Source organism: Paenibacillus taiwanensis DSM 18679 (assembly GCF_000425125.1).
GTDB lineage: Bacteria > Bacillota > Bacilli > Paenibacillales > Paenibacillaceae > Paenibacillus_B > Paenibacillus_B taiwanensis.
In genome coordinates this window covers 60,507-84,681 of record NZ_KE384307.1, presented here as the reverse complement: position 1 = coordinate 84,681, position 24,175 = coordinate 60,507, and the positions used below count along the sequence as shown (strand labels likewise).

Annotated in this window: 12 protein-coding genes and 2 pseudogenes; 1 reads left to right on the top strand and 13 read right to left on the bottom strand. The window is 47.5% G+C overall.

Annotated elements, in window-relative coordinates; genetic code table 11:
• Positions 1 to 157 precede the first annotated feature (157 nt).
• Positions 158 to 4,624, top strand: coding sequence for a S8 family serine peptidase (locus H509_RS28600; RefSeq protein WP_084159209.1), 4,467 nt, complete (start codon positions 158 to 160; stop codon positions 4,622 to 4,624).
• Positions 4,625 to 4,750: 126 nt separating this feature from the next.
• Here H509_RS28600 and H509_RS0114310 read toward each other — a convergent pair whose 3' ends face one another.
• The 13 genes and pseudogenes from H509_RS0114310 to H509_RS28400 all read right to left on the bottom strand — a co-directional run.
• Positions 4,751 to 5,164 (bottom strand): hypothetical protein, encoded by a 414-nt coding sequence (locus H509_RS0114310; RefSeq protein WP_169450917.1) that lies wholly within the window; start codon positions 5,162 to 5,164, stop codon positions 4,751 to 4,753.
• Positions 5,158 to 5,862 carry a fibronectin type III domain-containing protein gene (locus tag H509_RS0114305; protein ID WP_028545688.1) on the bottom strand — a complete coding sequence of 235 codons (705 nt, stop codon included), beginning with the start codon at positions 5,860 to 5,862 and terminating at the stop codon, positions 5,158 to 5,160. Before H509_RS0114305 ends, H509_RS0114310 begins: the two co-directional genes overlap by 7 nt.
• Before the next feature lie 174 nt (positions 5,863 to 6,036).
• Positions 6,037 to 7,086: a 2,3-diaminopropionate biosynthesis protein SbnB gene (sbnB, locus tag H509_RS0114300; protein ID WP_051287166.1), complete on the bottom strand. Its 1,050-nt coding sequence runs from the start codon at positions 7,084 to 7,086 to the stop codon at positions 6,037 to 6,039.
• On the bottom strand, positions 7,079 to 8,083 hold the full coding sequence (gene sbnA, locus H509_RS0114295) for a 2,3-diaminopropionate biosynthesis protein SbnA (protein ID WP_051287164.1): 1,005 nt from the start codon (positions 8,081 to 8,083) through the stop codon (positions 7,079 to 7,081). Before sbnA ends, sbnB begins: the two co-directional genes overlap by 8 nt.
• A gap of 29 nt (positions 8,084 to 8,112) precedes the next feature.
• A complete protein-coding gene (locus H509_RS0114290; protein ID WP_028545685.1) occupies positions 8,113 to 13,731 on the bottom strand; it encodes a non-ribosomal peptide synthetase in 5,619 nt (1,872 codons plus the stop codon).
• Positions 13,732 to 13,748: 17 nt separating this feature from the next.
• Entirely contained in the window at positions 13,749 to 16,442 is a 2,694-nt protein-coding gene (locus tag H509_RS25390; protein WP_028545684.1) for a type I polyketide synthase, read from the bottom strand.
• Between the two features lie 33 nt (positions 16,443 to 16,475).
• Entirely contained in the window at positions 16,476 to 17,225 is a 750-nt protein-coding gene (locus H509_RS0114280) for a polyketide synthase (protein WP_028545683.1), read from the bottom strand.
• Positions 17,226 to 17,240: 15 nt separating this feature from the next.
• Positions 17,241 to 18,011: an enoyl-CoA hydratase/isomerase gene (locus tag H509_RS0114275; protein WP_028545682.1), complete on the bottom strand. Its 771-nt coding sequence runs from the start codon at positions 18,009 to 18,011 to the stop codon at positions 17,241 to 17,243.
• The gene (locus tag H509_RS0114270; RefSeq protein ID WP_028545681.1) at positions 18,008 to 19,273 is read right to left on the bottom strand and encodes a hydroxymethylglutaryl-CoA synthase family protein; all 1,266 of its coding nucleotides are present in this window, start codon (positions 19,271 to 19,273) and stop codon (positions 18,008 to 18,010) included. Before H509_RS0114270 ends, H509_RS0114275 begins: the two co-directional genes overlap by 4 nt.
• 22 nt (positions 19,274 to 19,295) lie before the next feature.
• On the bottom strand, positions 19,296 to 20,522 hold the full coding sequence (locus tag H509_RS0114265; protein ID WP_028545680.1) for a beta-ketoacyl synthase N-terminal-like domain-containing protein: 1,227 nt from the start codon (positions 20,520 to 20,522) through the stop codon (positions 19,296 to 19,298).
• Entirely contained in the window at positions 20,500 to 20,748 is a 249-nt protein-coding gene (locus H509_RS0114260; protein WP_028545679.1) for an acyl carrier protein, read from the bottom strand. Before H509_RS0114260 ends, H509_RS0114265 begins: the two co-directional genes overlap by 23 nt.
• Positions 20,749 to 21,414, bottom strand: a pseudogene (locus H509_RS28405) (acyl carrier protein); the annotation flags it as partial.
• Positions 21,415 to 22,218: 804 nt separating this feature from the next.
• Positions 22,219 to 24,042, bottom strand: a pseudogene (locus tag H509_RS28400) (type I polyketide synthase); the annotation flags it as partial.
• Positions 24,043 to 24,175: the final 133 nt, after the last annotated feature.

Sequence of the window (24,175 nt, the reverse complement as noted above, 5' to 3'; positions counted from 1 at the left end):
CATTTTGATAGTAATATATGGATTACTAAAAAACTCGGTGGTAGAATAAGATTGAATTTTAAACATCTTGTAAATTAAAGGAAGGAGGGTCATGATAGCTTTCGTTTTACATAAGTGTGCGATAACAATTAAATAATTAGAAAAGAGGAATGCAGATTTGAAAAACAAACCGATCTGGAAAAAAACACTTCTTTCTCTCTCTGCTACTTTGTTGGCAGCATCGCTGTTCCTACAGCAATTCGCAGTAGCCGCTCCAACCAGTGCTTCCGGAAGCCTATCCATTCCACTTGACTTAGCCAATCGCTTGGATACTTTGACGCTCTCCGGTCAACCATCCGTGTACGTCTCACCCAAATTGAACACTGGTTCGGACAAGCCCGTTCGTGTCATCGTCCAATTAAGCGGACAACCAGTTTCCGTCGGCAAATATGCCGCTGCGGAGGGGGTCAAGAACTTTGCCGCTGAATCGACGGAAGCCGCAATTAATTATCAGCAGCAGTCGCTGGTCGCCACAGCCAAGACTAACGGCATTGACCTCACCGTGAATTACACCTACAACACCGTGCTGAACGGCATGGAAATTACCATTCCTGCATCTCAAATTCCAGCACTGGCCAAGCTGCCAGGCGTCAAATCCATCCATGAGAACCGTACATACTACTCGATTCCTGTACAAGAACCTCTCAACTTTGATATTAACAATCCTAAGTTTGAAATCCTCCCTTTAAAGCATATTGGCGCTGATGTAGCCTGGTCGAAAGGCTTGACAGGCAAAAAGTTAAAAGTCGGTGTTATTGATACTGGTGTAGATTATTTACATCCTGATCTAGCTACTGCCTACAAAGGTGGCTACGATTCGATTGATAATGACAACGATCCGTACGAGGGAATCCCAATCAGCCCGCAGGACGATCCCAAACATATCGGTTATGGAGGCAGTTACCACGGTACACATGTAGCTGGTACGATTGTTGGCCGCGCGGCCAACACAACCTCAGATATCGTACAACGTGGTGTTGCATATGATGCAGATTTGTATGCCTATCGCGTGCTAGGTCGCAATGCCGAGACAGGCCGAGATTCCGGATCATCTGCTCAAGTAATAGACGGGATTGAGCGTGCAGTTAAAGATGGTGTGGATGTAATTAATTTATCTTTAGGTGCAGATGCAGACAAAGACCCCCTTTCACCAGATTCAATTGCCATTAATAACGCAGTATTAGGTGGAGTAGTTGCAATCATTTCCAACGGTAACGCTGGAGATAAAGGTCCTTATTATTATTCTTTAGGCTCTCCTGCGACTTCTCAACTTGCTATATCTGTAGGCGCCACTACAGTTGATTCTGTGTTCTATAACACAACTGTAACTGAATCGGTATATGGGCAAACTTTACCTCTTAACATCATGTCATGGACAACTGGTCAAGAAAATTTCAATCAAATTCTTGGAACCCAGCCGATAGAGGCCGTATATGCAGGTTTAGGACATACTTCGGACTATGCTAACATTAACGCTAACGGCAAAGTTGTATTTGTATCTCGTGGGAATTACTCTTTTGTGGAAAAAATTGAAACCGCTAAGAAATTCGGAGCCAAAGCCATTATTATTTTTAATGGGCTTAACACAGGAAATAGTGCAAATTTATCCCCATCCATTCCTGGACGAGACGACTTTGCTAACGTGTACGTAGGAGATGCATTTAACTACATTCCTACTTTTGATATGCAAGGTGCCCCAGGACGTGCTCTAGCTGTCAAAATACTTTCGAATCCAGGCAAACCATTTACGTTCACTTTTGGCGCATTTAACAAATCCATCATCCCTGGAGATCAAGTTACAACCTTCAGCTCCCGTGGACCTAATGCAGATGGGCAACTAGGCATTAAACCGGATGTAGCTGCCCCAGGAAATAACATTTTATCAACCATTCCTGCTTATGGAAAAGCCATCCCTAACGCGTCATATAATCAAGCATATGGCCGCCTTAGCGGAACAAGTATGGCCGCTCCACACGTAGCAGGCGCAACTTTACTTCTCAAACAGTTGCATCCTGAATGGACTCCATTTGATATTCGTGCTGCTTTAGCTAACACAGCAGATGGGATCAGTGATGAGAAAGGTACTCGTTATGATGTTTACTCCCAAGGTGCTGGACGTATCAGTGTATCACAGGCGGTGTATACACCTGCCGTACTTCAAACAGTTGAAAACATTACCATTCTGGACAAAAATCTGAATCCTGTGTCTGTTACCAACTATGGAGACAACGCCAGCTTTGGTGTTATGCAAGCGGGAGAAGCTGCCAAAACCATTGCACTACAGTTAAAGAATACCTCCTTATCTGCAGTTCAATATCAGGCTTCTGTTCAGCTTCATCCTCAAGTGACATCTGATCCTAATGCTCCAATCCCTACTCCAGATGTGAATCAAATCCAAGTGAAGCTGACTGGACTTGGCAATGGTGATACGGTAACCGCCAATGCAAATTCCGTACAGCCGTTCTCTATTCAATTAACACCTAAAGTTACTGCCACAGCGGGTGTGTATGAGGGTGAGATCGTCTTGAAACACGCTACGCTCCCAACGTTGCATTTACCATTTGTAGTACATGTCAACAAAGGAACGCCTAACGGATTTGGTTTATACGACTTAAATCTAAGCAACAAAATTATTCAACCATACGGTGTTGATAGCACTTCCACCACGAAAGTAAATGTAACATTAGGTGCCAAGACCAAATTTATCGTCTTAAATGCATACGGTATTAACGATGAGTTGATTGGAGAGTTAGGCGCCTACGGAACACTAGACAGTAATGGTCAACTAAATATCATCCAGCCGCAGTCGATCACCTTTACTGGTCTTGATGGTTCATACACCGATGGCCAAAAGGATGCAAATGGGAACCTTATTGTTAAATATTTAAAAGAAGGTACTTATAAGCTTGAAGTCCTTGCTCCAAAATTAGATGCCAATAATGCCTATGTGTATAATGAAACCGGGCAGCAACAATTCCATAGTGCTTATACTGCTTTCGCAGTCCGATCTTTTACGAACCAACAGGTTCAAGCTGCTGTTGATAAAGCCTTCCAGCAATTTAAAGCTACAATTATTAACACCACAACTACGAATCGTCCAGTGCTCGGCTTCCCACAAACACCAAGAATTAAATACGGCGTGACGAAAAGCTCTCACTCCTCTTACATCAACAGCCAAGGCGTACTGAAAGCATTACCTAGCAGCGGGTCTGTGACTGTTGATTTGACAGTCGCTATCTTCTCAGATGAATTAACCTCCTACAAAAAAGAAGCTATTGTCCGCGTTATCCTTACATCACAAGGTACGGGCAGCAATGGCGGCTATTACGGGGGCGGGGGCGGTGCATCAACGACTGACAATAACATTAACAGCAGCACCCCTTCTGTAGCGGCTGTCATTAATCAAGGACAAGTCAGCCAAGTCGTCAAATCTACTACTAAAACAGAGGGTACGGTTGTAACTGGAACGATTTCGGATTTCGACTTAAAAGCGGCACTGGAAAAAGCTCCAAAATCACCTACAGCTGTCATTATAAGCGTCACTGCTGACACTTATAAGCAGCAAACCCGAGTAGTTCTAACACCTGCACAGATTAAGCAGCTTGTGGAAACACAAATTGGCAGTACCGTTGTAGTTAGCAATGGAAGCCAATCGATTGCGTTGCCTGTAGAAGTATTAAAAGGGATCGATAAAGACGCAAGTGTAAGCATTGAAGTAAGCTCTGCTACAGATAAACAAGCGAAACTGAAAGAAATGTTCCCAGAGGCTCAGTTTGTTGGTACGCCAACTGCCTTTGCCGTCAATGTCTTAAAAGGGACTACGTCTACGCCAATCGTCGTACCTGCTAAGCACTTTATCAAGCGTGCCTTTATTGTGCCAGGAAGCTTAGATACGACGGGTGCGCTGTTCCTAAAAAATGATACAGGTGCTCCTATTCCGGCTTTCGTTACGAAAAATAACGATAATACAACAGTTGTCACTATTAATCACCCAGGCCTCGGCACTTATGTTGCCGCCTCCCGTACGGTGAATTTTAACGACATCACATCATCTTGGGCGAAATCCCGTATCGAATCACTTGCTGCCAAGTTTATTGTAAATGGCTCAACAGCAACTACTTTTTCACCTAAGAAAGATGTGACTCGTGCTGAATTTGCCGCTATGTTAGTGCGTGCACTCGGGATTGAATCCCAAGCAGATGCACCATTCAAAGATGTCAAATCTACAGCTTGGTATGCGGAAGACGTAGCAGCAGCCTATGAAATTGGACTTATTAACGGTGTAAACAAATCCACCTTTAATCCGAATGCCAGCATTAGCCGCCAAGATCTAGCGGTTATATTGGCTAGAGCTGCCGCCCTGCTGCAAGTACCAAAGAGCAACCCATCCAAGCAAGCCTATGGAGATGCCAACGTGATCTCCGGCTATGCTACAAACAGCATTAAAGATGTAACAGATAGCGGCTTGATGAAAGGTGAAGATAAAGGCGGTGTGTCCTACTTCCGTCCTGAAGCACCAACGACACGCGAAGCTGCGGTGTCCGTCCTGTTCGCCCTTTTGCAGCAAGGTAAGTTTATTAACTAATCGTAATACGTAAAAAAGCCCCTTATGACATCATCAAGCTCGTGTGAGCCTAGAGTGATATCGTAAGGGGCTTTTGTATTCAAAAATATAAACTCACCACTTATTCTTATTTATTCGCATTAAAACTTACCTTTCCCCTTTTACAATGTTCCAAACCTCACTACAATATAATGGCCTAGCTATGACGCCATCCTGTAGGCTGAACATAGAAAAGAACTGTTCTCTCTTTTCATAGTATTTTTGTTTACTTTTCATTACCTGTATCTCGTTACTAAAATCTAAAGATTCATGTAATTTCATATCTAATACATTCATTCCCAGTAAGATTCCAATATTTCTACACAAGTTAATTGCTTTTTCAAATGTCCCTTCCGGATTACAGACAGCAAATCTTACTGAAATCTCATCAACCTTTTCCGACTTCACACCTGAATTAATTTGTATTTCTAGAATGCAAGTTTCATCCACATAAGAATAATAGCATTCTGGATCATCAGTAGACCAGCTCTCTTTAGATGTGTATGAATTGACATTCAACATGGATTTGAGTGCATTTGTAACATTTGTAAATAATACCGAATGACTACCATACGTTTCCCATCCACCATCTGTAAGTTTAACCATATTTTATTTTGGGTATATAAAAAAATTATAGGATTCCACCCCCATCTATCTTCCTCCTGCTCCGTACACTTGACGAAGTAATTCTTCCATATATTTGTAAATTCTGATTCCGTAACATAGGGAATCTTTACATCAATAGTGCCGATTGCTACTACTGATCTATCCTTGTTTCTCAGTGCACGTACCGTAAACCTATAAGGTGTTTCCGCAATTAATCCACCTATGCCATAGGAAGAAGATCGTGATTCATAAGTTATATAAGTTCCTTCCCTTAAAACATGGTAATAATAACCACATTGTTCAACAGGGTTTTCATGCCCAGGACCTGTAGTACCTCCAGAGACAGGAAACCAGCTTAAAATAATGCTTGTGTTAGATATTTTTGTGGAAATTAATCCTTGCAGGTTTCCAATGGATACAGAATACTCAGGTTGTGCCGGCACATCAACGCCAACGTGAATGAGTCGCTGTAAGTCTGGCTTTGACGACTGCGTTAATATTCCACATGGGTCGTGAGTGATGTCAGCAGCATTTGCTGTGTCGTAAGGTATTAAACTTTGAAGCACTACAAGAAGTAATAGTAGACTCACGTATTTTCTTAGTTCCTTCAACACCAACATGATCCTCCCTTTCCAGTTAAACAGATTCATTACAGTTCAAAGAAGTTATTAATTTATTTTTTTAATAGTTTGGGCATGCCCGCTGCAAATAGCTCAAAAAAAAGACGCAAACACCAGCGTGTTTGCGTCTTTAAGATGAGAATTAGATTACGTTATACCGTGTAACGACTACAACTGTCCGCCTCGCTCCAGCCAATTTGTTGGAAAAAAGGAGTCAATTCGAGTCCCTGCCTGCTGCTCAAGTGCGCGCTTGTACACATATTCACCTAACGCAATATCCAGTATACCGAGGCCAAATGCGCTATACACAACAGGCTTGCCCTGCTCCCTTGGACGAACATTGCCAAGCAAAATATCACCTATCGTGCAGCGAATAAACGCCCGGTCCCCTGAGTGCTGCTCGGCCAAGTGGACAGACGTCTGCGCGCGGCAGCAATGATCTACATCGTCAACGATGTTGTCAACGGACAAGATCGCTTCCGCGCTTATATCCCGCAGCGAAGTATGCAGAATGACGCTGTCCGGCGCACACATCGACAAATCATGGATGTGCGGCTGTACCGCTGTCGTCGCCAGCGAGATTACCTCTGCCTCTGCCAAGATTGATGACATATCTGGCTTTAGCACGATTTCAATATTGCCCGCATATTCCTGGCATTTTCGTTTAAACTGCTCCGCTCTGGCGGAATCGACATCGTAGACGTATACGGTGTGCACCTCTGGCCTGACGCTTAACAAAAAGCGAAACGTCTCATAATTAATTAGCCCGCATCCGATCATTCCTACTTTGTGGAGCGGCATGTTCTCCCACAAGCGATCCGCTGCGAGAGCCGCGCCTGCCGCTGTACGCTGTGCGCTGATCACGGAGCTTTCCATAATCGCCTTGGGGCGACCATTTTCCATTGCATTTAAAATAAGCGTCGCCGACGCCCGCTCAAGACCTTGTTGAATGTTATTCGGAAAAGAAGCGATCCATTTCAGACCCGCTACGTTAAAATCTCCCCCAAGATAAGCCGTGAGCGCAATAATCCGATCCCGCTCCTGCTTCGGAAAGCGGAGAAAGGTGGAATGTGGGAGTTCACTATCACCGAGACTGTGCGTTTGATAGGCGGCTTGGACAAGCTTAATCATTTCCTGTTCATGGCCTTGCAAAATATCAACAATTTCGTCACCTGTCAAAAGCACCATTTGTGCTTGCTCAATCGCTACACTACTCATGGATTTGTACCCCTTTTAAATGTGATTGGACCCACTCTTCGGAATAGACGGTATCCATATAACGCTCGCCGCTATCTGCTAATATTGCTACACAGGTCGAATTGTCGCTAATTTCCGCTTCCAAACGCTTAATCGCCATAATAATAGCCCCTGAGGAGCCGCCCGCTAAAATCGATTCCCGCTGTAACAGCAAGCGGCATCCTTCCACACATTCCATATCTGTCACATGTACCTGCTGATATTCCATGCCAGGCTGGAACAACTCCGGAACCCTTGCCGCGCCATGACCCGGAATTAACCGTTTGGCTCGTCCTTTGTCACCGAAAATGACGCTGCCCTGTGCATCCACAGCCACAATCTTCGTATTTAAACCGTGCTGCTGAATGTACTCGAAACACCCTCTGAACGTCCCGCACGTACTCACAGATAAGAACAAATAATCGATCTCACCATGCAGCACGGTCATAATCTCATTCATGAGGTGACGGTGTGCCAACGGATTGTCGAGATTGGCATATTGGTTGCACCAGAAGCTGTTGGGTGTGTTTTCCTTTAGCCAGCTAACACGATTAATTCTTGCTTGCAAATATTCACCCGTTACAGGATCAGGCTCGTTTACCATATCGATGATAGCTCCATAGGCTCGAAGCACTTTGATCGTCTGCTGATTTGTTTTCGGGTCAAGCACACAAATAAACCGCAAACCTAAATAATTAGCCAGTTGGGCCAGTCCTACAGCCAAATTGCCAGAGCTTGATTCAATAATGGTAGTTTCTTCATTGATGTCGCCGCGTTTCCATGCTTCCTTGATCATGCTGAGCGCAGTGCGGTCTTTAATACTTGACCCTGGATTGTACATTTCGAGCTTGCCGTACAGATTAAATCGGTTCTGTGACACAATACGCTCCAACTTTAATAAAGGGGTGTTACCAATTAGAGATAGAACTCCATTGTCCGGAAATGCACGCGCTTCTATTGTATTTACCATCCTTATCATCACTCTCCACCTAATATGGCCTCTCTGGATTACATTTGTGCTACCATTTCTTTAGCATTGTCGGACACTTCTACCCAATAACGTTCTTTGTGAAATGGATAGGTTGGAAGCGGTACTCTATACGGCCTTGCGTTGTCGTACAGCTGATCCCATTCCACTGTTGTGCCAGTCGTCCACTGTTGAATCACTTGTTCAGCAGTGAGCTTCACAGCAGCCTCTGTTGTCTCACTTATCTTCCCCTTACCGTGATCTGTCCACGGCTCAGACTCCTCATCCATTACTTGAACGGTACCTCTGTAATACTCACGTTCATCCAGCTGTTCCTTGGCAAACCCTAATAACTTGCGATACAACTCATCCAACCCTGTTGCCGTCAAGCCAAGCCGTTCTTCGAATTCTTCCCTGCCGGATTGGAGTGTGTAGGCTATATCCATCAGCCTGTATGGACGTTTATTCGCCATGTTGCCAGTCTGGTGCGCTCTTAATGATGCTGGGTCTGATTGGCCGTCCTGCAAAAGCGGCTCAATAAATGCTGCCAAGTCCGCCGCGTATTGACGCAAGGATTGTTCGCATTTGGCCGATAGCGGTATGGCATACACTCGCTGCATGTAGTCTCCACTGTCCGCGGGTTCCTCCACCAGTAAATGCCGCTTGTCAATATGCTCCTCCACTATGGCATGGGCAATTACCCCGCCGCCGCCAAAAGAACTAATTCCTGCCCTTCTTGGCTTGCGCTGGCCAGACTCATCGATAGTGTCCTGCCACGGTGTATTCTCTCGTACAACATAGAGCGGGCTATCCGCCAGTTCCAGATAAGGATTCATTTCTTGAATGTTGACATTGCCAGGGATAATGCCATGCTGCATGGACAATACAATTTTGAGCAGGCCTGCCAGCCCTCCTGCCGCTTCCATATGACCAAGGTTAGATTTGACCGAACCAATGCCACAAGCAAAAGTAGATTTCTTATCTGATGATCCACTTTCCAATGATTCCTTCATCGTTCTGCTCAAAGCATTGACTTCTACAGCGTCTACCAGACTAATCCCGGGCCCATGCATTTCAACATAACCAAGCGAACTTAACTCAATAGCGCTGCGTCTATAAGTTTCCTTAATTAAATCAGCTTGAGAGGTGGATTTGGGTGCTGTAAATGCACTTGAGCGACCGATATGTCTAGTCGTGCATCCTCTAATTACAGCGTGGATATGATCCTGATCGGCTAATGCTGACTTTAACGGCTTTAAAACTACAGTAATGACACCTTCCGACCTGACATATCCATCCGCATCCTTATCAAACGTTTTGCAGCGACCATCACTGCTCAATTTCCCCAACTCATCAAACACTGTAAATAATCGCGGACTTAGTATTAAATTGCTGGCCCCGATAATCGCGGTATCACAAGCACCGCTGCGTAAAGCTTCCACCCCACGGCTTAGTGCCGTAAGCGAGCTAGAGCAGGCCGTATCTACAGCTTCACTAGGGCCCGTAAGATCAAAATAATGAGAAATCATGTTCGGAATCAGCGTTCGTTCCATACCTGCTGCCGCATGCAAATCCAGATTGTGTCCACTCTCTCGCAATACGTCCATATAATCCGTATAAGCCACAGCCATAAATACACCAACGTGACGAGAAGACAGCTCGGACATCTTGTATCCGGCATCTTCTACCGCTTTCCAAGAGGCCTCCAGCATCAGACGCTGCTGCGGGTCCATCTGTCGTGCTTTTTCTTCAGGCACACCAAAGAAACCGGCGTCGAATTTATCCACATCGGCAATAAAACCACCCCATCTGGCTTTCGTATGCTCGCCGGATACTTCTCGCCAATCCCATCTATCGGCAGGAATCTCCGTAATCACATCGATTCCTTTCACCAGGTTATTCCACATCTCTGGCACCGTCTGTGCACCTGGCGTACGAGCATGCATCCCGATTATCGCAACGGCTGATTCCATCCACGTTGTATCCTCATCAATAGTTGCTTCTTCCGCCGGATTGCTTGCATTAAAAGTCTCTTCCCGACGTACTGTCGACGATTGAACATTCGTCTTGTGGTCGGAGCTTGCTGTATGATCGGTATCGAGACGTTCCTGCTGCCATCGGTGCAATGACTCAGCGTAACTAGCTGTTAATGGCTTCTGATAGTTAGTCAGCAAATAATGAATGATACCTGTTGTAGTAGCAAAATCAAAAAACTGCGGCGGCGCAATCCGAATCCCATACAATTCATCCAGCTTGGCACTCAGTGTAATAAATTTAATCGAATTAAAACCACTCTCAATCAGATTAGCTCGCCTATCCAGCTCTGCTACCTTTAGATTCATCATCTCGGCGATGACAGATCCTACATCATGTTCGAGCCAGCCTTGCAGCAACGCTCGAAGCTCTTTTTCGGATGGCAAGGCACAATTTGAAGACGCCGGTTTAGCTGCTGACTGGCGAATTTCCGCATTTTCCACCTGAAATTTAGTTGTAGCTGATACATGCTCTTTAGACCGTTCAATTGCCTCACCATTAAATCCATATTGATGCCCAATGTCAGGCAACGTGTTGGCGGCTAGCCAGTTGCGATCTATTTTGCCGTTAGCTGACAATGGAAACTGCCGCAGCTGCAACCAAACTGCTGGCACCATATATTCCGGCAAAGCTTGGCTTAGTGCTTTTTTGAAGGCTTGCTGTCCATCCGCAGCGGCTGGATTTAAGCTCTCGCGCTCACCATCCGAAATCCAAAACGCAATCAGTGTTTTGTCCTCCAGCGCCTCGCCTTTTGCCACTACAACCGCCTCTTTAATTCCTGCCAGTTTCTGCATAGCAGCTTCAATTTCACCAAGCTCGATCCGGAAGCCCCGCACCTTCACCTGATAATCAATGCGGCCGTGGTATTCAATATCTCCATTGGCCAAAAATTTGGCACGATCCCCTGTACGATACAACCTTCCGCCAGGTTGGGCTGCCAAATGATCGATCATGAAAGCTTGCTGAGTGCGTTCAGGATCATTTAAATAACCACGCCCCACCCCTTCTCCAGCGACATATAATTCACCCGTAACCCCAATGGGTACCGGCTCCAAATAACGATCCAGTATATACAGTTTCGTATTTTGAATCGAACGACCGATTGGCATAATCGTACGATGCTCCTCTGGCGGACCATACAGCACATAGTGAGCCACATCGTCCGAGCATTCGGTTGGCCCATAAGCGTTCATCATTGGAACGTGAGAATATCGTGCGAACCACCTTATACACAAATTAGGCGGCAACGCCTCTCCTGTCACAATCATCCACCTTAGACTGTGAAGTTTGGCTGTCAGGTCAGGTCTTGCCTGAATGACATCAAGTACAGCATGAAGCAAAGATGGAACCATCTCCAAAATAGTTGTACGCGAAGCAGCAATGATATCCAGGAATGGAACGGGGTCCATGACAAACTCATCCTCAACGATTCGAGTTGTCCCTCCCACGACGAGCGCGGAGAGAAACTGCCAGACGGAGATATCAAAGCATTGTGAAGCATTTTGTACAACTACATCGTTTGGTCCAAGTGATAGATCCTTTATTTTGGCGTACAAATGGTTTAACATACCCCTCTGCTCCACCATTGCTCCTTTTGGTTTACCTGTTGAGCCTGATGTGTAAATGACGTAAGCCAGATGATCCGCAGACACGCGTACATGGGGATTTGTGCATACAGATTGATTTCCGTACAACTGTTGGATAGGCAATATAGCTAGCTTCATTTGATTCGTCTCTTGAATAAGAGGCTTTGATTTGTCTGAGGAAGTAAGTAGAACTTTGGCAGCACTGTCGCGGATAATACCGAGATGTCGACTTGTTGGATGCCGCGGATCAAGTGGAATGTAGGCAGCACCTGATTTAAACACCCCAAGCATTGCAATTAGAAAATCACAGCCACGATCCTCCAAAATGCAAACACGGTCATCGGGAACTACGCCGCTTGCGATTAACGCCGCTGCCACTTCGTTGGAATATCGATTTAATTGTGCGTAAGTTAGTGACGTGCTGCTATCCGTGACAGCTACAGCATGAGGTGTTCGTTCAACCTGCTGCTCAAACAGCTCATGCAAGCGGTATTCACGAGGATAAGGAGTAGCCGTATCATTCCATAACACAAGCTGACGTGTTCGTTCAGACGTGCTCACGATCGGGAGCTTGCCGATTGGCAAGTACGGATTATCCGCGATGCTGTGAAGCAGGGTTAAAAAGCTTTCGGCCATGCGGGATATCGTATCTCGATCAAACAAGTCGGCATCATAACGCAATGCTCCTGCAAAGCGCTCGCCGAGCTTTGTCATAACAAGCATAAGATCATTTTGTCCCTCTTCGCTTGGCAAATCAAATGGAGTCCACAAGGCTGTGCTAGTGCTGCTTGCCTGCTGTGCCTTGCGGATATCATCGATAAACACAAACATGACTTGCAGCAATTGTTGCCTGCTCGGATCAGGCTTAAGCCCAAGCTTGTCCAGCAACAGAGCAAATGGATACTCCTGATGCTCCAGAGCTGCCAGCACAGCCCGCTTGATTTGATTGGCAAAAGCAGCAAATGTCGGCTCTCCTGCACAGTCAGCTCGGATGACAACGGCATTGATAAAGTAGCCAACTACGCCAGCCCATTCCGGTTTGGTCCGCCCTGTTGCTGGCGTGCCAACAAGCAGGTCCTCTTGACCGCTATAACGGTGAAGCAGCACCAGATAAGCTGCGAGCAGCGTGACGTACAGCGTATTGCCCGTATCCTGTGCAGCAGTAGACAATCTGCTTAGCAGCGCGGATTCCAGTTCAAAGACGACAGAATCGCCATTTCCTCGCTGGATAGGCTGTCGAGGATAATCCACAGGTAAATGTATAGATGGAAGATCTCCTGAAAGTCGATCACACCAATAAGCAGCAAGCGACTCGCCTTTAGGCCCCGCTAACAGCTGCTGCTGCTGTAATACATAGTCTGCATACTGGCAGTTAAGGGGCGGCAGAACGACTTCTTTGCCTGCCATGTTTGCACGATAGCAAGCTTCCAGTTGCTCAACAATTAAATGATACGACCACGCATCCATTATGATGTGATGTGCCGTTAACACAAGACAGCAATGATCATCCATCCGAAACAACTCCGCACGAAACAAAGAGCCTTGATCCAGACGAAACGGCTCCTTGCTGCGTCGAGTCATCTCAGTCCGTGCTTGTTCGGCACTGAATGACCGACAATCGTAGATTTGCCACCATACTTGATGCTCGTCATGGATAATTTGCAGCACATCAGGACCATCACTTCGAAAAGCGGAGCGCAAAGCAGGATGCCTTTCCGTCAGCTGTTGACAAGCCTGCTCTAACGCATACTCATCCACTTGTGCTGTCAGACGTAAGCCAAGCACCGTATTGTAAGCCGCACTTTCCGGATAAAATTGATGCATCATCCACATCGCCTGCTGGGCTGGCGACACAGGCGCCAACTGAAAACGGTTGGCGCTGCTCGTTAGCTTAGTGAACTCTGGCCGATAAGCAAGCAGCTCCGAGAGCATCGACTCTGTCATGACGCTGCCTTCATCACTGTAGCGCAGCCTGCCTCCGTCTACTTTAAAGGCAATACCTTTTAGCATCAGTTCATGAAGCAAGGCAAAAAAACGCATATGGTCCCTCCTTTTTCTTATAACTCCATCCAAACAGCCTCATCTTCCTTCTGTTCTTGTTGTCCTCGAACACGATGTTCACTCTGCTTAACTTGATCGATTCGGGAGCCATGCCGTTCTACATCAAGCCATTGTCTCTGCTCCGCCTCACCAGAATGATTCGCCACACCCGCTTCGTTTCGGTTCCTCACGGGTTGAGAATGAACACCTTCCAGCAGTTGAATCAGTTCACGTGTATTCAATCCATCCATAAGCTGAACCATCGTAACCTCTAGGCCAAAATCCTTCATGATCGTATTTTGGATATGGATCGCCACCAACGAATCGAGGCCCAATTGAATAAATGGCACGTCCTCATCCCATGAATGTACAGACTGCTTCGATTGAACGCCTAGGCTGTGCCTTGTCAGCAACTCGTAGACGTAAGCTCTTGCATCTGTTCGTGCCAGATGCGCTGACGCTTGAGCAGGTGCTTGCTGAGTTGGCGCCCCCATGGTAGACGCCGCTCGTACCCAATAGCGCTCCTTTTTCAACGGATAGCTTGGCAGTCTTAATCGTACCGGGCTGAAAGGAGTATTCGCGTACAGTTCACACCACGGAACAATACCACCATTCACCCAAGTATTTACTACAGCCATTAGGTGCTCAAACTCGTGGGACGGCATGCTACGTAATAGCATCGAGCCCTGATCGTTAATAGCCGCTGTAACGTGTGTATCAGATACACTCCATTTTGTTATGACATAAGGTGAGGTCTCATGGTTGATATAACTTCCCAAACCTAGCAACAGGTCAGACACGTGAGCAGCGATGATGACTACACGTTCTTTCATCAGTTCCCGTCCCGTTTGAAGCGTGTAGGCTAGAGACGTTATCGTTTCGGGGTTAATATAGCCTTTGTTGCTAATCCATTGCTGAAGCGTGTGAGCGTAACGATGAAGTCCATCTACATCGGGTGCAGACAAAGGAAATAAATACGGTCCAATAGAAGAGCTATTTTTTGCATGTATGGCACCTGCAGCATCTGGCACATGTTTGACAACACCATATGAAGCACAAGCGGATAAAAAGTTGTCTGCCACTCTTGACGGCGCGACTTGTGACGATAGTGTTTGCGCTGAGTTTTCGATCTCCTGAGCTGAGGCGACATATTCTTCAATAACAAGATGGGCGTTCGTACCACTGAATCCGAAAGAACTTACCGCAGCACGTCTTGGCATAGATGCAGCTGTGTTCCATGCCTGCAACTGCGTATTAACATAAAACGGACTTTCACTTAACGTGATGTGATCATTTAAAGCTTCAAAATGAATCGTCGGCGGCAGCAACTTATGCTGCATAGAGAGAAGGACTTTTATAACACCTGCTGCTCCAGCAGCCGTCAGCAGATGACCGATATTACTTTTAACCGAGCCAAGGGCGCAGTAGCCTTTCTTGTTCGTATAAGTCTGAAAAGCAGCTGTCAATGCTTCGACTTCAATCGGGTCGCCCAGTTTTGTACCTGTACCGTGAGTCTCGACCATCGTAATCGATTCAGGATTAATGCCAAATCGCTCGTACACATCGCGCTCCAGCTCACTTTGAGATTGGCCGCTTGGGGCTGTAATCCCGTTTGTTCTGCCATCTTGATTCATCCCCCAACCGCGAATGACACCATAGATAAGATCCTCGTCCCGTACAGCATCTGCCAGACGTTTGAGCACGATGACACCAACACCTTCACCTGGCACAAAACCATTTGCCCGATTGTCAAACGTAAAACAGCGTCCGTCTGGCGACAGCATGCCTGCCTTGCTGGTCATGATATGCATCGCGGGATTTGTCAGTACGCATACGCCACCTGCCAGCGCCAGATCGCTATCTCCCAGCTTTAAGCTATTGCAGGCTTCCGCAATCGCAACCAATGAAGCGGAACAGGACGTATCTATTGCCAAACAAGGACCTTTTAAGTTTAGAAAATAGGAAATACGGGCGGGCAAAATCGCAATAGAACGTCCTACAAGCCCATATGCGCTCATCCCGTCATCGCCCATAAGATGATCATAATCATTCACGGAGCAGCCAGCGAATACGCCACAACGGCTGCCAGCCAAGCTGGACGGTGCGATGCCAGCGTCCTCCAGGCTCCGCCAGCAATGCTCCAGGAACAAGCGCTGCTGCGGGTCCATTAATTCAGCTTCGGCAGGGGACAAATTGAAGAAATGGGGATCAAATTGGTCCGCCTCTTCCAGTACGCCCATCCATTTCGAGTAGCTTTTCCCAGGCGTCTTCGGGTCTGCATCGTAGAATGACATATCCCACCTGTCCGCAGGCACTTCACTTATACAGTCGCACCCTTCCGCCAGATTGCTCCAAAATTGCTCTAGCGTATTCGCCTGCGGAAACTGCCCAGACATGCCGATAATCGCAATGGCATCAGAGTCTCGCTTAAGATGGGCTGTTTCCTCTCTACCCTCATATGAATCCCGTTTAGGTGCAAAAGGCTGTGAAAAAAATTCGTGCTCTTGCTTCGGTTCTGTTGCAGGCATTTCCTTGTGCATCCATATCGATTCAGGTATAGGATCGTGTGGCAGTTGCCGCACATCTTCTGTTGATGCCCGCTCTTCCGCTAAGCGTTGTTCCTGCCTCGAAAACTCGCGAAGTTTTTGCTTAGCCTCGTCCAGACTTATACTTCCTTCTTGCAGAGACCGTAAGATCGCTTGTGCGTTCATTTATCTCCCTCTTTAACTGTCAATTTCATATGGCTAATTTCCAAATAATTGTGTAATCCGCTCTTTAACCTCTGCTTGATGAATCGTCTGTTCATGCATTACGATCTCCTGTTGGATGACTTCTGGAAGCTGTTCCCGAATTGCCCTTGTCAAATGATGCTTCAACGTCACCAGCGATGCTCGTGGCTTCATCACCATATTTCGCGCAAGCTCTAACGCCTCCGTCAGCACCTCGCCTCTCGGAACAACGGAAAACGGAACGCCGCGACGCTCCAGTTCGCCCCCGCGATAAGCACTGCCTGTCAGCAGCATTTCGCTGCCAAGTGAATATCCCAGCTTGTACGGCATAATAAAAGTAGCGCCCATACCTGGCGTAAAACCGTATTTCATGTAATTGGCTGTATAAACACTTTCTCGACTCAGCACCACAAAATCGGCAAATAGCCCCATCGAAAGTCCCCCGCCAATGGCGTGTCCCTGCATAGCTGCAATGACTGGAACCGGACACTCCAAGGACAGTTGAAATACAGATGCATCTGTAAATACGGCCCGACCTGCATGAATGGACAATAGCCCTTCCTTTGTGCCTCCAGATGAGAAATAGCTGTCATATCCCGTCCAGATGACTGCTCGACAGCGTGTGTCCGCCCCGACAATCCGAAATGCCGCTTGCAGCGAGGCTGTCATGTCAGGGGTGAGCATATTTTTATGCTCCCGGTCTTCCATTCGCAGCAGTATAATGCCGGGTTCAATCTCTTTCATTTGAACGACTGATTGTTTCATAACTGGCGTTCGCTCCTAGTATTCCCACGGAAATAGTCCTGTCGTGGCATAACGATTAATCCTTTCACGATTGGAGGGGTCGGCAAACATCGTTTGATTCGCCCTGATCGCCTCTGGCTTGGCAGCTGCTATGTCATCACGAAGCTTGGACATGTATAACTTGTAATGCATAATACCTTCCTTTGATATTCGAGTCAGCCGCGGCAGATGCTTGCGAAGCAGCAGCTCGCTATCAGGTCCTACTGCATCCGCAAGCCCCCACTCATACGCTTGGCTGCCATTGATTGCTTGCGTGGATAACGTTAAGTAATGTGAGCGCTGGTACCCGATACGACGAATGAGAAACGGCAGCACACATGCTGGAAATAAACCAAATAGCATTTCCGACAAACTGAACTGCGCACAATCCTCTGCAATTATCATGTCGCAAGCTGCTGCAAAGCCCACACCGCCTGCATTTACCTTACCTTTTACATGCGCAATGGTGACATACGGTCCATTGGCCAACTGCTCCCACAACGTATAAAGGGGGAGCGCAACATCAAGCGCCTCTGCTTCTGCCGTATGCTGCTTACTTACATGCTGAAAGTCAGCACCGGAACAAAACACATCCGGCAAGCCCTCTAGCACAATGACCTGAGTATGAGTGCTCAAAGTATTTAGCGCCTCCGAACATTCGAAGATCATACGGTCATTAATCGAATTGTCGGCATCTGGCCTGTACAACTGGATATAAGCTACTGGGCCCTGATGACGAATGCGGATCGTCTCATAATGACTGCTCATGTAACAGTTGACCATTTGTATATGCGGTGATAATTACTTATCTCATCAAGTACAAGTCGAGGTGCCGAATGCCTGACTACAGCCTGCGGGATAAACAGCGGGTCAAGCTTGGCATTTTTTGTACCAAATTTCACAATATCACTTGCTTGCAGCACAGCTTCGTACTCATCCATCGCCAATGAATAACGTGTCGATAATTGTTGTCCAATCGCCAGTTGGCGTTGACGCTCCTGCCCCTCTGGTGTCACAACACCACTAAAAAATTCCGCACAGCACCCTGATCCGTAAGAAAAACACCCTACCCGCTTCGGTACGTCAAAGCTGCCGCGATCAATTGTGCTGGTCAGCGCAAGAAACAGCGTTGCTCCCATAATATTGCCAACTCGCTGGCAGTAGTGCAGGCCAGGAAGCACACGCTCAGCAAAGTCCTGCTCAATTTCTGGAGCTTTGGCTTTAATCATCTTGCGCATCATCGTGCGATGGGCGCCTTTTACCATGCCGCCAAAAGGTGTATGGTAAGCCATGTAATCAAACGTGTCCCGGTAATGAACTCCGCTTACCCGTCGTTCATATTCCAGATAGGTTTGCTCACAACAATCCAGATAAGAAAGCAGCGATAAATCTGCATTTCCGGCTTCGCTATCCGGTACCGGTCGACAGGTATCCATCACCTCATACCCGTAATACCCGTTGGCGCCAGGATCGACCTGAAAAACAACGGGCTGCTCCGAGATGAGCATGGCTACAGCACCCGCCCCCCCACTGGGCTCCACAAAGGACCAGTCCGGCGATAATTCATCTCCTTCTTCTACTTTCAAGTAACGCGAGATGTCCGTCGCAACGACTAATACTTTCGCACCAGGTGATACTTGAGACAGTACAAAATTAATAGCCATCTGAAAGCCAGCTGTGCCCGCATAACAGGCTTGTTTCATTTCAAATAGCCTACAGTTGCGTGAAAGCCCCAAATAATGGTGCACATAGGTACTGATTGATTTACCAAAATCGATACCCGATTCTGTACATGTAATCAGCATCTCGATCCGGTTCTTTTCCGCTTCAGTCATTGCGTCAATGATTGGCTTGGCCGCATTAACCGCAAATGTTACCGGGTCCTCATAGGGCAGAGCAACTGATTTTTCTACCATTAACAAATTTTCAAATCGACCTGTATCCAATTTGCGGTATTTGGCCAACTCCATCACATTCAGGCTTACCGTACCTCCAAAAGCATTCATCGCTTCTATTCCCGCTGAGATCATCTGCACTCTCCCTGCTTTCCGTTCATAATCGCTGCAAAATAACGGCTGTGTTCATGCCGCCAAATCCCATGCTTAAACTTAATGCGTTCCGTATTTCATGCTCCACAGACTGGTCTGCCACCCAGCGTAGCGCTGGATCAATGGGATCGTACAAGTTGCGTGTCGGATGCAGCATGGCGTTTTTGATCTGGAGCAGCGTTGCGACTAACTCCACGTTACCCGCTGCGCTTAGTCCATGACCTGTAATCGACTTGGTCGCATTCAGATAAGCCTGTTCAAGACCACAATCTCTAATGACCTGTAGTTCAGTCTCGTCCCCAATGGCTGAGCCTGTTCCATGCGTGTTAATGTAATCAATCTCGCGTGCGCCCAACTCTGCGGAATTCAATGCTTGCTGCACAGCACGTGTCTCTCCCTCTGCAGAAGGATTCGGGTTACGATTGCCGTCCGTTGCCATGCCCCAGCCAGCGATACGCGCATAAGCTTGCTGCCCACGAGCAACAGCATGCTCCGCACGTTCAAGAACGATCGCGCCACAGGCTTCTCCATAGATAAAGCCATCCCGCGCACGGTCAAAAGGCCGGCAAGCAGCATCAGGCTCCCCCGCGTAACGGTCAGAACCCATCGCGCCAAGCGAACGTAACGCTTGGCACTCCAGATAGGACAAATCCATCAATGCTCCCAAAGCAATCACAACGTCCGCTTGTCCGGAACGAATTGCCTCTGCTCCGGCAATTACCGCCGCTTGACCACTTGCTGAAGCCCCGCCTATCGTATAGGCAAATCCTTTGATATTAAACTGCTCTGTACATATGCCGCACAGATCACTATCCATAAAAGTAAGCGCGTAGGTTGGTCTTGTGTAAAGAGGGCGATCTGCATACGAATCGTAAGTGAGCAGTTGCTCACGCTGCTGTACATTGGAGCCGCCAATAATAAGACCGATCCGCGTCGGATCTACATCGTCCAGCCCTGCCTCTTCCCACGCTTCTAGCAGTGTGATGAGCGCGGCTTGGCTGGTCAACGATGCTCCGCGCCACAACCGCTTGGCGATACGGTCCGCAGGCAGCATCGGGGCTAATTCAGCTCCGATGAAGATGCTCTCCTTCTGCCGCCCCGGCCGCTTCATGATGCCAAATGCATGCTCACCACGAAAAAGGGCATCAGCAAATGCTGATTGCCCTTGACCTATGGCAGAAGTTATGCCTGCTCCGGTGACCCACACATTAGACAAGCTGCAATTTGTCATAAATAAGATCCACCAATTCACCAATGTTGGATGCACCAAACAATTCAACACGAGGAATATGCAGCGACAATGCTTCCATCGTCATCATTACAATTTCGGCCCGATCGACCGAATTAGCACCCAGATCGGTCAATCGGTCTGAATATTGGAACGTATGTCCTTCTAGTTCTGGCAGCAACTCTCGACTATGCTCAATGACAATGTTAAAAATTTGTTCCTTGTTCATTTAAACCCCTCCTAATGTCATAAGCAGTTGTTCTGCTTGCTGGATGTCTAGCTTGCCCGCCTGTACTTGCTGTAGCACGTGATCTACAGACGGTTGTGAACTATCACCACTTAATTGAGAGCTGAGATATGCGGCGAACTCGCGCAATGTTGGATAATCATACAGCTTGGTCGCTGTAACCGCTGTGCCGTGTTGACGGTTAACAGCTCGCAGCCATTCAACACCAACGATGGAATCCAGTCCCAGATCGATAAATTTCACATCAACATCAAGCTTTTCGATAGTTAAATATAAAGCTTCAGCCAACGTTTCGGTAAGTTGTTGCAGCAGCGAATCGGTTTGCTTGCTTCCTGCTGGAATAGCTGATCTGGAGGTGTCTGCTACTGAAGGTGAAATAGTTCGCGCCTCCGCTTTTATCTGATGTTCAGCTATTGGCTGATTGGATAACGTCCTAGCCTCAACTTGATGTAATTGTTGAGCTATATAGGAAGCAAGATCCCTTACATTCGGATAGTCATACACTTTTGTAGCCTGAATTGTAGTGCCATAGGTGCGATTAAGGGTACGCATCCACTCAACACCGATAATGGAATCCAGTCCCAGCTCAATAAACGGCTTATCTGTATCGATATCGGCTGCGCTCAAATATAGCGCCTCCGCTAAGCTTGATGTCAATTCCTGCTGCAACCGTTGTGCCAGCATTGAAGCAGCTTTTGGCTGTGGCTGAACATATTGCGACAAAGCAGTTTGAGCGGTCGTCGTTACGCCAGAGGGATTCCGTTCAGCTGTTCGAACCGGTTCAGCTGCTTGAACTGCTTGAGCTGTTTGAGCTGTTTGACTTGTCTGTCTTGTTTGGTTTGTTTGGTTTGTTTGGTTTGTTTGGTTTGTTTGAGTTGTTTGAGTTGTTTCATGTGCTCTAGTTGCTTGAGTTGTTTCAGTCGCTTCTGTTCTATAGTCCGCGAGCGAGCGCAGACTTATAGTTGCCTTCTCGGCAGCTGTTGAATATGGTTGTGTCTCTGGCGGTTTGTTGCCGGCAGGTTTAAGCTTAATGCCTGTTGGCTTCGATGACTGATATGATGGAGCAAGAGATGATGGCGCACTTGACCACCGGCTGCCTGATCCAGACATAGCTAGAGCATCTTGCAAATGAACTTTCGATTCCGGCTGCTCCTGCTGGTGGTTAGATCTCGCTGTCTCGCGTGCGTCTCGTGGATTCAGGCTCGCATACTCTGTCGAATCCATTGCGGCAAGAGACTGACCGAGCTGGCTCATCCGGAGTGAGGTTTCGCCAGTTGGCAATCGCTGACCGTTACGATGGGATTCATACACGGTGTGTTCGTGATGACTATATTGAACGGCACCCTCAGACTGTTCACGACGATTATGCTGACGTGCGCCCTCTGAATCCTCTTGACGACGTTGCTCTACGACATCCTCAGACCGTACGGTCTGAGCCCCACGTTGTCCAGCCCAATAGCGTTCACGTGCAAATACGTAAGTCGGCAAGCTCAGTCGCTGCGGAAGCACACTTCGATACATCTGCTTCCAATCCATGTCCAGCCCCCGCGCCCAAATCTCTGCCAGCTTATGATGCTTATCTTTAGCAAACCACGCCTCAACTGCCAGCTTCAAATCGTCATCAGCAAACAAAGACACCAAATCTTTGCTACGTTTGGTATGACCTTTGTACAAGCCCGTAATCGATTGCTCCCCTGCCACGTAAAGCATAAGTTTGTCACGTAATTGCTGCACCGACGCGACTACAATGCCGATTCGCTCTTCAAACGCTTGTCGTCCTGTTTGCAACGTATAGGCTGCATCTGCAAGCTTCGAATCCTCCAGCTTCCCTGCATCCAGATAGGCCAGCCACTGAGCAGCCTGATCACGCAAACGCTCTTCATTCCGCGCTGACAGCACGATAACAACCGGCTTCACTTCTGCTGAAAATATTCCCGCTTTGTTCTGCTTAGGTTGCGGAATATATTCTTCAATAACCGCATGTGCGTTGACACCACCAAAGCCAAATGAGCTTACTCCCGCACGACGCGGCACGACTTTCCCATACTCATCACGGAGTGCCGTCCACTCCCGCTTATGCTGCACGATGTAGAACGGGCTGTCCTTCAGTTGGATATACGGGTTCACCTCGTCACAATGCAAGCTCTGAACAAGCGTCTGATGTTTGATTTGCAGCAGCACTTTGATAACTCCTGCAACGCCTGCCGCCAGTTCCAAATGACCTATATTCGTCTTGATCGAACCAAGCCCGCAATGTGGTTCAGTTGTTGCGGGCACACCACTTTTTTCATATAGAGCTTGGAAAGCCGCTTTTAAGCCATTAATCTCGATCGGGTCACCCAGCTCTGTTCCTGTACCGTGCGCCTCAATGTATGTCACCGTTCGTGGATCAATTCCCGCCTTGCTATACGCCGCTTGCAATAGTGCTGCTTGTGCCTTCGGGTTCGGAGCGGTTAATGATTGTGCACGTCCGCCATGATTCACAGCAGTTGCACGAATGATACCATGAATCGTATCACCGTCCCGTTCGGCCTCATCCAACCTTTTTAATACGAGCATACCTACACCTTCACCACGAACGTATCCATTAGCAGCATGTGAGAACGTTTTGCAACGACCATCCTCGCTTAACATTCCCGCCTTATTAAAGCTGATATGTGGCTCTGGTGACAAAATGGTGTTTACCCCGCCGACTATCGCCATCCCACATGTCCCGTTCTGAATAGCTGCTACTGCTCGATCTAAAGCTACCAGTGAACTGGAGCATGCCGTTTCGATCGGTTCACTTGGCCCATGAATATCCAGGAAATAACTGATTCGGTTAGGGCCTACAGAAGAAACACTGCCCGTTGAAGTGTAGCCCTCAATCGGCAAGCCCGCCCGATAAACATGCTCGCTATATCCGCTGCTCGCGGTGCCAACAAAAATGCCCGTATCGGAGCCTGCTAAGCTGGCAGCCGCATACCCTGCGTCCTCCAACGCCTTCCACGCATACGTCATTAACAGCCGCTGCTGCGGGTCCATCAGCTCCGCTTCGCGCGGTGAGATGCCAAAAAATTGCGGATCAAACTCCGCGATGCCGTTCAGGAAGCCTCCCCACTTCACATTGGACTTGTTAGGCTCCATCGCCGGATCACCGAAATAAGACCGCCAATCCCAGCGATCTGATGGAATTTCGGTAATGCAGTCTTTGCCTTGCAGCAGGTTTGCCCACAGTTCATCCAAGTCGTCAGCCATCGGAAACTTGCCGCTCATCCCAATAATAGCAACTTGTTCTGGCAAGGCTTGTTGTTGATCAAATGCTGATCCCTTGCCTAGTTGGTCTGGGCCTGCTTGCTTGTTACTTGCAAATGATCTAATTCGCTGCTGAGATATGCCAGACATATCAGATAAAGAGGCTTCAGATGTT